At 38.0% G+C, this 12,755-nt stretch carries 15 protein-coding genes; 6 read left to right on the forward strand and 9 right to left on the reverse strand.

Annotated features, from left to right (window positions below):
* Entirely contained in the window at positions 1–1,839 is a 1,839-nt protein-coding gene (gene typA, locus M3226_RS10415) for a translational GTPase TypA (protein WP_251565030.1), read from the reverse strand.
* Positions 1,840–2,005: 166 nt separating this feature from the next.
* Between typA and M3226_RS10420 the strand changes: the two genes are divergently transcribed.
* Positions 2,006–2,191 carry a YlaF family protein gene (locus M3226_RS10420; RefSeq protein WP_251565032.1) on the forward strand — a complete coding sequence of 62 codons (186 nt, stop codon included), beginning with the start codon at positions 2,006–2,008 and terminating at the stop codon, positions 2,189–2,191.
* Positions 2,192–2,462: 271 nt separating this feature from the next.
* Here the strand turns inward: M3226_RS10420 and M3226_RS10425 are convergent, their stop codons facing one another.
* Positions 2,463–3,260: an inositol monophosphatase family protein gene (locus M3226_RS10425; RefSeq protein WP_251565034.1), complete on the reverse strand. Its 798-nt coding sequence runs from the start codon at positions 3,258–3,260 to the stop codon at positions 2,463–2,465.
* A 249-nt stretch (positions 3,261–3,509) separates the two neighbouring features.
* The gene (locus tag M3226_RS10430) at positions 3,510–3,704 is read right to left on the reverse strand and encodes a hypothetical protein (RefSeq protein WP_098526974.1); all 195 of its coding nucleotides are present in this window, start codon (positions 3,702–3,704) and stop codon (positions 3,510–3,512) included.
* A 284-nt stretch (positions 3,705–3,988) separates the two neighbouring features.
* Between M3226_RS10430 and M3226_RS32710 the strand changes: the two genes are divergently transcribed.
* The 3 genes from M3226_RS32710 (at position 3,989) to M3226_RS10445 (ending at position 5,309) form a co-directional block, all read left to right on the forward strand.
* Positions 3,989–4,117 carry a DUF1054 family protein gene (locus tag M3226_RS32710; protein WP_374110577.1) on the forward strand — a complete coding sequence of 43 codons (129 nt, stop codon included), beginning with the start codon at positions 3,989–3,991 and terminating at the stop codon, positions 4,115–4,117.
* A gap of 70 nt (positions 4,118–4,187) precedes the next feature.
* Complete coding sequence (locus M3226_RS10440; protein ID WP_251565035.1) at positions 4,188–4,805, forward strand: YktB family protein; 618 nt, start codon at positions 4,188–4,190, stop codon at positions 4,803–4,805.
* Between the two features lie 285 nt (positions 4,806–5,090).
* The gene (locus M3226_RS10445; RefSeq protein WP_251565037.1) at positions 5,091–5,309 is read left to right on the forward strand and encodes a hypothetical protein; all 219 of its coding nucleotides are present in this window, start codon (positions 5,091–5,093) and stop codon (positions 5,307–5,309) included.
* Positions 5,310–5,721: 412 nt separating this feature from the next.
* Here M3226_RS10445 and M3226_RS10450 read toward each other — a convergent pair whose 3' ends face one another.
* Together M3226_RS10450 and M3226_RS10455 are read right to left on the reverse strand one after the other, a co-directional pair.
* On the reverse strand, positions 5,722–5,994 hold the full coding sequence (locus tag M3226_RS10450) for a UPF0223 family protein (RefSeq protein WP_251565039.1): 273 nt from the start codon (positions 5,992–5,994) through the stop codon (positions 5,722–5,724).
* Between the two features lie 39 nt (positions 5,995–6,033).
* On the reverse strand, positions 6,034–6,993 hold the full coding sequence (locus tag M3226_RS10455; RefSeq protein ID WP_251565041.1) for an NAD(P)H-dependent flavin oxidoreductase: 960 nt from the start codon (positions 6,991–6,993) through the stop codon (positions 6,034–6,036).
* A gap of 207 nt (positions 6,994–7,200) precedes the next feature.
* Between M3226_RS10455 and M3226_RS10460 the strand changes: the two genes are divergently transcribed.
* The gene (locus M3226_RS10460; RefSeq protein ID WP_251565043.1) at positions 7,201–8,673 is read left to right on the forward strand and encodes an aminotransferase class I/II-fold pyridoxal phosphate-dependent enzyme; all 1,473 of its coding nucleotides are present in this window, start codon (positions 7,201–7,203) and stop codon (positions 8,671–8,673) included.
* Positions 8,674–8,724: 51 nt separating this feature from the next.
* Here the strand turns inward: M3226_RS10460 and M3226_RS10465 are convergent, their stop codons facing one another.
* Positions 8,725–8,847: a GapA-binding peptide SR1P gene (locus M3226_RS10465; RefSeq protein ID WP_251565044.1), complete on the reverse strand. Its 123-nt coding sequence runs from the start codon at positions 8,845–8,847 to the stop codon at positions 8,725–8,727.
* Between the two features lie 274 nt (positions 8,848–9,121).
* Between M3226_RS10465 and M3226_RS10470 the strand changes: the two genes are divergently transcribed.
* Entirely contained in the window at positions 9,122–9,556 is a 435-nt protein-coding gene (locus M3226_RS10470) for a DUF1885 family protein (RefSeq protein WP_251565046.1), read from the forward strand.
* A gap of 36 nt (positions 9,557–9,592) precedes the next feature.
* Here M3226_RS10470 and M3226_RS10475 read toward each other — a convergent pair whose 3' ends face one another.
* From M3226_RS10475 to M3226_RS10485, 3 genes are all read right to left on the reverse strand, one after another.
* Entirely contained in the window at positions 9,593–9,820 is a 228-nt protein-coding gene (locus tag M3226_RS10475) for a hypothetical protein (protein WP_308211938.1), read from the reverse strand.
* Between the two features lie 206 nt (positions 9,821–10,026).
* Positions 10,027–11,442: a dihydrolipoyl dehydrogenase gene (gene lpdA, locus M3226_RS10480; protein WP_251565047.1), complete on the reverse strand. Its 1,416-nt coding sequence runs from the start codon at positions 11,440–11,442 to the stop codon at positions 10,027–10,029.
* A 4-nt stretch (positions 11,443–11,446) separates the two neighbouring features.
* Entirely contained in the window at positions 11,447–12,748 is a 1,302-nt protein-coding gene (locus M3226_RS10485; protein WP_251565049.1) for a dihydrolipoamide acetyltransferase family protein, read from the reverse strand.
* Between the last annotated feature and the right edge of the window lie 7 nt (positions 12,749–12,755).

Raw genomic sequence — 12,755 nt, forward strand, 5'->3', positions numbered from 1 at the left:
TTAACTCAATTCAGCATATTTTTTCTTTTTAGCATTTCTTTCACGTTCATTTTTATCAAGTATTTTCTTTCTTAAACGAATGGATTCAGGTGTAACTTCACAATATTCGTCGTCATTTAAATACTCAAGTGATTCTTCTAACGTCATGATTCTAGGCTTTTTAATGACAGACGTTTGATCTTTGTTTGCTGAACGAACATTGGTTGCTTGTTTTACCTTCGTGATGTTAACGGTTATGTCGTTTTCACGAGTATGCTCCCCAACGATCATCCCTTCATATATTTCTGTACCAGGTTCAACGAAGATAGTTCCACGATCTTCAACCTGCATAATTCCATAAGTAGAAGCTTTTCCAGATTCCATAGAAACAAGGACCCCTTGACGTCTTCCGCCCACCTGTCCTTGAAGCATTGGCTGATAGCTGTCAAATGTATGATTAATAATTCCATACCCACGAGTCATTGTTAAAAATTCCGTTGTATAACCAATTAAACCACGTGCCGGAACATTAAAGATTAAACGTACTTGACCGGATCCATTATTAACCATATCAATCATTTCGCCTTTGCGTGCTCCAATTGATTCCATTACGGCACCAGTATGTTCTTCAGGAACATCAATTTGAACACGTTCTACAGGCTCACAACGCACTCCATCAATTTCTTTTACAATTACTTCTGGTTTAGAAACTTGAAGCTCGTAGCCTTCACGACGCATATTTTCGATTAAAATAGATAAATGGAGCTCACCACGGCCAGAAACAATCCACGCATCTGGTGAATCTGTATTCTCTACCCGTAAGCTTACATCTGTCTGCAATTGAGCACGAAGTCTTTCTTCAATTTTTCTTGAAGTCAAGTACTTACCTTCTCTACCTGCAAATGGACTGTTGTTTACAACAAAGGTCATTTGTAAAGTAGGTTCATCAATTCTTAAGATTGGTAATGCCTCTTGGTGTTCAACCGGACAAACGGTTTCACCAACATTAATGTCCTCCATACCAGAAACTGCAATTAGGTCACCCGCTTTTGCCTCTTCCACTTCTTGACGTTTTAATCCAAAGAAGCCGAAGATTTTGGTAACACGGAATTGCTTAACAGAACCATCCACCTTCATAAGTGCAACCTGCTGTCCAACTTTCATTGTTCCACGGAATACACGTCCGATTCCAATACGGCCTACATAATCATTATAATCAAGCAATGCTACTTGGAACTGTAGCGGCTCATCACTATTATCGACTGGTGCCGGGATATGTTCCACAATCGCATCATATAATGACTTCATGTTTTCGTCTTGTTTCTCCGGATCAGTACTTGCCGTACCATTGATCGCAGAGGCATAAACAACTGGGAACTCAAGCTGGTCTTCATTCGCACCAAGCTCAATAAACAAATCTAGTACTTCATCAATTACTTCTAATGGACGGGCAAAATCACGGTCAATTTTATTGACAACAACAATTGGGGTTAGGTTTTGTTCCAAAGCCTTCTTTAAAACAAAACGTGTTTGCGGCATACAGCCTTCATAGGCATCAACAACAAGCAGTACTCCATCAACCATCTTCATGATCCGTTCTACTTCGCCGCCGAAGTCAGCATGTCCTGGTGTATCCAAGATGTTGATTCGGGTATCTTTATATTGGATCGCTGTATTTTTTGCAAGAATCGTGATCCCGCGTTCTCTTTCTAAATCATTAGAATCCATTGCACGTTCTTCCACATGCTCATTGGAACGAAATGTTCCCGATTGTTTTAGCAGTTGGTCTACCAACGTTGTTTTACCATGGTCAACGTGGGCAATAATCGCTATATTACGTATATCATTTCTTATATTCAAAAAATTCCACTCCTACCTTTATTCAAGAAATTGTTTTTAATTATAGTTTTTCATATACAACTAAAACATTATACCACAAATTTAGTGGAAAACTGAAATGATTTTATGTAAAATAAAAATAACAACCAATTCTAATGTTTTTGTTAAGAAAAAGGGGTATGTACAGATGAGCAATGTAAAATGGCCTTTACTCATTTATGCAATACTTGCAGCAGCAAGTATTGTGGGAATCGGAATTGCAATTAGTGAACAAAGCATAATTGGGGGCCTTGGCAGTATTGTGGCTGTAATTGTTATTATGGGAATGGGTTTTAAAACAAAAAGAAAAATGCGGGAAAACGGAGAACTATAAGAAAATCGGAGGTGCCTGTTTAGCGCACGACAGGACTAGAGCACATCGACTGAGATAAAGGAAACAGAAATGCGGAAGCGCCTTGAACAGGGGCTGCAGCAGGACAAACGAAGAGCGAAGCGATTCGATGTTGACTTATCGTAGGGAGATGGGCAAAGTCCACTAGTCGCTGGGCACTGGAGCTGAAAAATTCTCATAGTTCATTAATACATTTTAGTATCATCTATAGAAGCCTGGGCTGCCCCAGGCTTTTATTTTTATAAATGTAGTGCTACCACTCGCCGCCTTTTAAATAATCATTTAAAATTGTCTGGTGAAGCCCTGGTTTGGCAGCAAATAATGAATTTTTAGAAAGAAAATCAAGTTTTTCCCCTCGTAAATTTGTAACTATTCCGCCAAGTTCTTCTAAAATAACTGCCCCGGCTGCTACATCCCATGGTGCAAGACGCATCGAGAAATAAGCATCTACCCTACCAGTTGCTAAAAATACCAGTTCAAGTGCTGCCGATCCATAGGACCGCGTCCCCCTGGCTTCTTTCACTAATGGTATCAACAGATTATTGTCAATTCTTTTATTTTCAACAACCCATGTAGCATTGAGGGCAAGAATGGATTCTTTAATTGTAGTCTCTTTTAGCTTGGGTATTGGTTTTCCATTTATGTAGGCACCTTTTCCACGTATTGCGTGGTATAGTTCATCATGGACAACATCATAAATGAGTCCTATTTTACCTATGCCATTCTCATAAATCCCGATCGATATGGCAAAATTCCTTTGCTGGTGAATAAAATTCATCGTCCCGTCAATCGGATCGATTAACCAAACGACTCCTTCAAGGTTGTGAAGTTCATCCCCGAAACCCTCTTCCCCCATAATTTTATGCTCCGGATAAACCTCTTTAATATGTTGTATAAAAAATTGCTCAACTTCTTTATCAATATTTGTCACTAAATCATTAGGATTGGATTTCGTTTCAATATTTAACTTCGTCTTAAAGGATAAACGTATTTTCTCCCCTGCTTCTTTAACCCACTGCTTTGCATGGGTGTCAATTGTTTCCCAATTCATATTCTTCCTCCATTCTTTCTATGATTCAATGTATGTAGTATGAAGCTCGATTATTAATTTGATGTACTTATAGCTTAATCAAATTAACCTGACACAGCAACTTTTTACCACAATATCGTTCAATAAATCACACAACCGCACAATAATAAACGAACTCCCCTTATTCTCATTTGGAGTTCGTTCAAATCAAGCGATAAATTATTTCTCCATGGTTCATTCCAACTTTGTACTCCTTAGATTATAAATCGATCAAAAAGCCTTTAACCGTAATAATTCCAAGCGGATTTTTTCTAATTTTTGCTTGCACTCTTTCATTTTCTTCTCATTTTTGTCTTCAATGGCCTCAAATAATGTAGCCAATTCATAATCCATTTCTAATCTTAAGACGGCAGTTCTTTCTTTTTCAGTCGCTTTTTTTAGGGATGTATTCATTAATTGCTTCACCTAGCAGCGCCCCCTTTCCTTGTTTTTACTAATTTTTCTGATTTTTTGTTTTACTGTATAATATGAGCCACCTTGATATGTTGCAACAAATATGTGCACTAACCTAGTTGAGCACCAAACTTCTTCAAGTTTTTCTCTTATGCTACAATAATTGACAAACAGTTATGGAGGTAACTAAATGGATTTTGGCAATTTACAAATGAGGATTATAATGTTTTTTTATAGATGGATTAAAAGCACGAATGGAAGCTTTAAAAAGTACTGTTTGACCGAAACTTGAACAATTGGGGGAATACTTTGCACCTTTATTATCTTCCCTGACAGAAGATGAAATGTTCGTCCATGTTGCCAAAAATGCTAGACGGACGATAAACCCTCCTAAGGATACATGGATTGTTCCCAAGTACGATTAATTAAAAGCCCGCTGTTTCTATCTTTTACCCCCATTATAAAAAGATTAAACTTTACGAAGGAGTACTAAAAATGCAATTTCAAGGATTTTCGAAAACAGACTTCGACACCTTTAATATAGAAGGTCTTGACGCAAGAATGGAAGCCATTGAAGAAAGGATTCGACCGAAGTTCCGTGAAATCGGTCAATTATTAACGGACGAACTTTCCGTTAATCTTGGACAGGAAATGTTTTTACATATAGCAAAACATGCCCGTCGAACTGTAAATGCCCCGAAGGATACTTGGTTGGCAATAGCGGGGAACAAACGTGGATATAAACAACACCCGCACTTTCAAGTTGGATTATTTGACGACCATGTTTTCATTTGGTTGGCGTTCATTTATGAATTACCGAACAAGGAGGAAATCGCAAAGACATTCTTGAAGAACTTGAAAACGATCAAAACGAACATTCCAAACGACTTTGTTGTTTCCCAAGACCATATGAAAAAAGGCGCAACATCAATGAAGGATATTAACTTGAAAGAGACACTGGAACGTTTTCGGGACGTCAAGAAAGCGGAATTTCTTATTGGACGACATTTTGCAGCTAATGACCCAATTTTAACAGACGGGAGCGAATTTTTGGACGTTGTAAGAAGTACGTTCGAAACACTTATTCCTTTGTATAAATTAGCATATAAATAGAAAAAAGCGTCTTCCCCCGCTATGCACAAACGGGTTCGGACGCTTTTTCGTTTGCCTTTTTATTTAACCACGTATTGAAATTTTTTATAGCTTCTTCGCTTGGCGTGTTACTTCGAACAACCACCGTTAGTACTTCCTGATGGAATTAACCGTTGCAATAACGATCAAGGTTGTTGCCAAGATGTCAGTCTGAAAGCGATACGGGCTGATATGGAAGACTCTTCGAAAAGGTTGTACAAATAGACCCAAAACGCTCCAAAACATAAAAATGGGGGCGGTAAGGCGTTGATTGCACTTCAAATGGAAGCGTTTGAAAAAGCAAGTCAATGGCTTGAACGAATAAAGGAATTATTTATCGATGAAATGATTGACCGAAAGGAATTCGAAAAAAGGAAAAAAGCCGAAGAACAAAAAATCAAAGCGGCGGAAAAAGAAGTTGAACGGTTATCCCAATCTAATGAATTCATCGACGAAGTAAAGAAGAAAGAACGAGCGAAGCGTTGATCTGAAATTCATTAGAAGGAATTATTTAAAGGCAATCTTTCGATCCGTGAAAAGAATGAAGGATTCAAGAAGTTGATTGAACGAATTGACTATAAGAGGAAAGGTGAAGCAACAATCGACGTGATATACAAATAAAAACGGAGTTGTCATTTTAACACACAAAAACGCTTGGTTAGAAATAAAATTCTTTCTAAGCATTTTTCTTTTTATGATGATTGACTGTTATACCTTTAAAAAAGCTGTTCTATTATGTGGTTATACGTTAGAAAGAAATGAAGTAATTGAATTAGGTGCGGAGGGATTTATAACTCGAATGGATGATGTGTTTACTAAAGTTGCACCTCTTTATAAAATTGCTCAGAATATCAAATAAAAAAGAAAACTCCCGTTGACATGATGGGAGTTTTCTTCTTTATTTCATAATGATTTTATCTCCAGAGGAGGCCTCTTTTGCTTTTTTAATGGTTCGGTATGAAGAATAACCGCTTATTTCTTCAAATTCACCACAAATCGTTTTTTCCTCTGCTTTACTTGGAACAATTTCTTTGAACCGACGATAAGCTTTCATAACCTCATCTCGTTCAATCCCTTTTTCATATGCACTCTCAATTGCTTCAAAAAATTTTACCACATCAACGATTTCTTCGGTTGACCAATTATAATCGATGGGATATTGATATTCCATACACTCACCTGCTTCTCTATGCTAATGTGTATAATACCTCTATTTTCCCCATTTTGCACGAATTTGTTCCGCCTCATTCTTCATCCGATTAAAGAGCTCAGCAACCGTAGGCACATCCTTAATCATCCCCATAACCTGACCTGCCCAAGCAAATCCTTCAGTGGTTTCACCATCATATATGTACCGTTTATTGGCATTTCCACTAATATAATCTTTCAAGTGCTCATAATCCCCATTTTTCCGCTCGATTTCAAGAATTTTTTCTGTCCAGCTATTGGCAATGGCTCTTCCTGGTGCTCCCAGTGTTCTTTTGATGACCACAGTATCACTTTCCGTTCCCTCAACTAAGCTGCGTTTATAAGCTTCATGCGCGTGAACACAGTCCTTGGTCGCGATAAACCGTGTTCCCATCTCAATTCCCTCAGCACCTAAACTAAGGGCTGCCATTAGTCCCCTTCCATCCCCAATTCCACCTGAAGCAATAACAGGGATAGACACAGCGTCCACTACTTGAGGAATTAAAACAAGTGTACCGATATCATCTCTGCCAAGATGTCCGCCGCCTTCCTGGCCGACCACCATCACTGCATCGGCGCCTAACTCTTCTGCTTTTATAGCTTGTCTTCTTGCTGCTACGAGCACGAGAGTTTTGATGTTTGTCCCCTTAAGTTGTTCAAAAATTGGCGCAGGATTTCCACCAGTCATAGATACAACAGGTACTTCCTCTTCAATTGCAACCTGTAGGAAATCTGCAAATGACCTTCCGTGCTGCCCAATGGCAAAATTAACACCAAATGGGTTATTGGTTAATTGTTTTACTTTTCTAATCTCTTCCCTTAACAATTCAGGATTAGGCAGAGACATAGCAGTAATTTGCCCAAGCCCCCCTGCATTTGATACTGCAGCCGCTAAATCAGAATAAGCTAAATAAGCTAACCCCCCTTGGACAATTGGAAACTCAATGTTTAACAAATCAGTAATTCGTGTATCCCAATTCAATTTAAACCCTCCTTCTAGTTAATAAATTGTTAATTCGTGTTAAAAGGTTAATTTTCCTTTCTTTATGAGAAACTAACTAAAGTTAAAATCGATAAAGTTAAATTTAAATCCTTTAAAATACAAAGAAATAATGCTATAATTTCCTTTGTTTTATGTCGAATATAGACGAATAATCTGAGCATTTTTTATAAAGAGGTGTATTTACCATTGTCACAAGAACAAACACCGTTATTTAGCGGTTTAGTAGCACATGCTAAAAGAAACCCAATTCAATTCCACATTCCCGGCCATAAGAAAGGTGCTGGAATGGATACAGAATTCCGCCAATTTATTGGTGATAATGCCTTGTCCATAGACTTAATTAATATCGGTCCTCTTGATGATTTACATCAGCCAAAAGGAATCATTAAACAAGCTCAAGATTTAGCTGCGGAAGCTTTTGGAGCCGATCGAACTTTTTTTTCCGTACAGGGAACTAGCGGCGCTATTATTGCCATGATCATGGCGGTATGCGGACCTGATGATAAAATTATTGTTCCTAGAAATGTTCATAAATCCATCATGTCGGCGATTGTTTTTTCAGGAGCGATTCCAGTTTTTATTCACCCGGAGATTGATAAAGAATTAGGTATCTCACACGGTATTACAACGGATTCAGTTGAAAAAGCCTTAAAACAGCACCCAGATGCGAAAGCCATTTTAGTGATTAACCCAACCTACTTTGGTATTTCTGCAGACCTGAAGAAAATTGTTGAAATTGCTCATTCCTATCATGTTCCCGTTTTGGTCGATGAAGCACATGGTGTCCATATACATTTCCATGATCAGCTTCCACTATCAGCTATGCAGGCAGGGGCAGATATGGCAGCCACAAGTGTTCATAAATTAGGTGGCTCCATGACCCAGAGCTCTATTCTTAATGTACGAGAAGGACTTGTTTCGGCACAGCATGTGCAAACGATTTTAAGTATGCTTACGACTACATCAACTTCCTACTTACTGCTTGCTTCACTAGATGTAGCACGTAAACAATTGGCAACAAAGGGCAAACAGTTAATTGATCGAACCATTAAGTTATCTCAATCCATGCGGAAGAGAATTAATGAAATCGACCACATCCATTGTGTTGGTAAAGAGATACTAGGATCTAAAGCTACTTTTGATTATGATCCGACCAAACTCATTATTTCAGTTAAAGATTTAGGCTTAACGGGTTATGAAGTAGAAAAGTGGTTAAGAGAAAAATATAATATTGAGGTTGAACTATCAGACCTTTATAACATCCTTTGTATTGTCTCACTAGGAGATACAGAGACAGAAGCTGACATTTTAGTTAATGCTTTAAATAATCTTTCAATCGAATGTGAGCATCGCGTTGGGCAAATTGAACCTATCGAAGTTCTCCTTCCAGAAATTCCGGTCCTTGCACTTACACCAAGAGATGCATTTTATTCAGAGACAGAGGTTGTTCCTTTTGAAGAATCAGAAGGAAGAATTATCGCAGAGTTTGTAATGGTATATCCCCCTGGTATTCCAATTTTCATTCCAGGTGAAATTATCACTAAGGAAAATCTTCACTATATACGTAAAAACCTTGAAGCCGGATTACCAGTTCAAGGTCCTGAAGATGATGAAATTAAAACAATTCGTGTCATAAAAGAATATAAAGCTATCCAATAAATAGTCAAAAAAAATAGGATTCCCAAGTGGAATCCTTTTTATTTTAGCATATTATACTTCTTCGTCATGTTTGTGATCATCGCAACAATTGCATTTAGAATAGAGCACGGTTACTTTTTCATCTTCAAAATGATCAATAGTAGAATTACATGATTGGCATACAATAGTACCCATTTGTTCAATCCCCTTTTCATTTGAATGATTATAAATTTGAAACGCTTTCTAATATCCTTAATTCAATAATAATATATCACATTAAACTTTTCAAGCCTAAATTGTATGTCACATTAATAAATTTTTAATTAAAAAGGAACCTAATTTAGGTATTAACTAGTTCTAATAAAATATATAGAATAGTTGCTTATTTATTTAATGTTTAATGTTGTCAGAGCTTTTTAATCAGTGCTAGAATAGAATTGCAAAAGCTTGGAGAAAAGGGGGAATGGTGATGGCTATAAATGCATTTATTAAACTCGTGCCCTCATCTGTTAAACAAACAATCACAATCGAAGAAGTAAAAGAATTATTTCATTATTATAAAAATATTACAGCAAAAACAGGTGCCCAATTAAACTGGCAGTATGGGGAATCAGCATTTCCATATGATATCAAAGAAACAGAAGCAAGTAAGGGAATGGCATTTTATTTGCATTCTGACCACGAACGCTACAATGCTATTTTAATTGGTGTTGATAAGGAAACTGTAAAAGAGGAAGATGGCACAGAAAGAGTGCAGCAATACATACAAGTAACATTACCGGAACAATCGACACATGGAGATAAAGGAAAGGCGAATGAATTCTGCAAATTCCTTGCCAAAAAACTACAAGGAGAACTTCACCTCTTTAATGACAGAGTCATGTACTATTATCCAAGAAAATAAGACTGAAAAAGACTCCAACTCTCGGGCGGGGTCTTTTTAGTGTACAAAAAGAGCCAGAGTATAATGGATAGATGTATAGATCACCAGGCTTAGGGCTGTAATAAACAGTGTTTTTCTCACTGATTTGGTCACATAGTTTCCTAGCATTAATGCCAGGTAAAAAAACACAAAAAACATCATTACCTTATAAATGAGTTGATCGTGCTTTGAAAGCCATTCAATGAGTGTATAACCGCTCCAAATAATAAATTGTAATATAATCACGAGATAGACCTTCATTTTTATCACCACGCAAAAGACATTGATCTTTTAGTTAAGAACAAAGACATTGGCTAGTGTTTTAAATATATGTTTAATTATTAGCAGTTAGATATTATTTACAGAATTCTTTTAATTCCTCCTCCCTTTTCTAAATAATTTCGCTACTAATGAAAAAAGTCCTTTCCATCTTACTGGAAAGGACCTTTTAATTACTTCATAATGTGAATTGGAGTTCCAAGAACCACTTCAGCAGCTTCCATGGTAATTTCTCCAAGAGTTGGGTGAGCATGGATCGTAAGTGCTAAATCTTCTGCTGTCATACCAGTTTCAATTGCTAAACCTAATTCAGCAATCATATCTGAAGCACTCGCCCCAGCTATTTGAGCACCAATAACTACTCCATCTTCTGCGCGAGTGATTAATTTCATAAATCCTTCGCTGCTATCAAGAGATAACGCACGGCCATTTGCAGCAAATGGGAATTTCGCCGCTTTTACCTTAATGCCTTCTTCTTTAGCTTGTGCCTCTGTATAGCCAACTGAAGCTAATTCTGGATCAGAGAATACTACGGCAGGAATACCTAAGTAATCAATTTCTGACGGATGACCAGCAATTGCTTCTGCAGCAATTTTCGCTTCATAAGAAGCTTTATGTGCTAATTGAGGACCGGCAACAACATCACCAATTGCATAAATATTGCTGATATTTGTACGGCATTGCTTGTCAATTTCAATTAATCCACGTTCGCTTAAATTAATGCCAACCTGCTCTAAGCCCATTTCATCCGTGTTTGGACGGCGTCCAACCATGACGAATACATAGTCAGCTTCAATTTGCTTCGCTTCACCTTTTACTTCAAATTTTACTACTACACCATTTTCAGTTTCTTCTACACCCTTAGCAAATGCATTTGTATAGAATTCTGCGCCTCGTTTTTGCATGGTGCGCTTAACTAGTGAAGCCATCTGCTTATCAAATACACCAAGACCTAAAATCTCGTCAGCACCTTCTAGAATGGTCACTTGGCTGCCAAAGTTTGCATATGCACCGCCAAGTTCAATCCCAATAACACCGCCGCCAATAACAACGATTTTCTCAGGGATTTCATTTAAATTAAGGGCACCTGTTGAATTTAGAACGCGTTTAGAATATTTAAAAGCTGGCAATTCAATTGGACGAGAACCAGTTGCAATAATCGCATTTTTAAATGTATAAGTCTGAGCGGAATTTTCATCCATTACACGTAAAGTATTGGCATCAACAAAATATGCTTCCCCACGCGCAATGTTAACTTTATTTCCTTTTAAAAGTCCTTCAACACCGCCAGTTAATTTTTTAACGATTCCTGATTTGAATTCTTGAACCTTAGAAAAATCAACTTTTACGTTTTCAGCAGTAATACCGAATGATTCTGAATGTACCGCTGTTTCATAACGATGTCCTGCAGCAATTAATGCTTTAGATGGAATACAACCTACGTTTAAACATACACCGCCAACATATTCCTTTTCTACAATCGTTACTTTTTGACCCAGTTGTGCAGCGCGAATAGCCGCAACATATCCTCCAGGACCCGCACCGATGACTATAGTATCTGTTTCAATTGGGAAATCTCCAACTACCATTTTCTTACGCCTCCATTAACAATAGTTCTGGATCGTTTAATAAACGTTTAATATGATTCATTGCATTTTGCGCAGTCGCACCATCGATCATACGGTGGTCAAAACTTAAAGATAAAGCTAATACTGGTGCAGCCACAATTTCACCATTACGAACGATTGGCTTTTCAGCAATACGGCCTACACCCAAGATAGCTACTTCCGGATGGTTAATTACTGGAGTAAACCATTGTCCGCCTGCAGATCCAATGTTCGAAATTGTGCAAGAAGCACCCTTCATTTCATTTGGAGCAAGTTTACCATCACGAGCTTTACCAGCTAATTCATTAATTTCATTCGAAATAGCAAATACAGATTTACGGTCAGCATCTTTTACAACCGGAACTAAAAGACCTTTTTCTGTATCAGCAGCGATACCAATGTTGTAATAATGCTTATGAATAATTTCACTTGTCGCATCGTCAAGAGATGTATTTAGTACTGGGAACTCTCTTAATGCACTTGTTAATGCTTTTACGATATATGGTAAGAATGTAAGCTTGATACCTTTTGCAGCTGCAACTTCTTTGAACTTTTTGCGGTGTGCCACAAGCTTAGCTACATCGATCTCATCCATTAATGTAACGTGTGGAGCAGTATGCTTAGAGTTAACCATTGCTTTTGCAATTGCTTTACGGATACCGCTCATTTTTTCACGCGTTTCAGGATATTCACCTTGTGGAATTGGAGCAGCAGCTTTTGGTGCTTCTGTCTTAGCTTCTTCTGCAGCAGGTGCTGTTACTTCTGCAGCAGGTACAGCTGCACCGCCGCTTAAGAACGCATCAATATCAGTCTTAAGAACACGTCCGTTTTCTCCAGAACCTGTAACTAAACGAATTTCTACACCTTTTTCACGAGCATATTTACGGACAGAAGGCATAGCAATAACACGACGATTAGGATCAGCCTCAGCTTGAGGAGCCTGAGCTGCTGGTGCTGCATTCTCTTGTGCTGGTGCTGCAGCAGGAGCCTCAGCTTGCTTAGGAGCTTCCTCAGCATGCTCATCGCCTTTAAATTGTAGGTTTTCGTATCCAGGCGCATCGAAAGTAACTAGAACTTGCCCAACTGTTGCGACAGTTCCTTCTCCAACAAGCACTTCTTGAACTGTACCCTCTACTGGGGATGGAATTTCTACTACGGCTTTATCATTTTGAATTTCACATAGGACATCATCTTCTTGGACTTTATCACCTGGCTTTACAAACCATTTGACGATTTCACCTTCGTGAATACCTTCACCGATATCAGGCATTTTAAATTGAAATGACACAGAGATT

It is taken from the genome of Neobacillus cucumis, assembly GCF_023715505.1.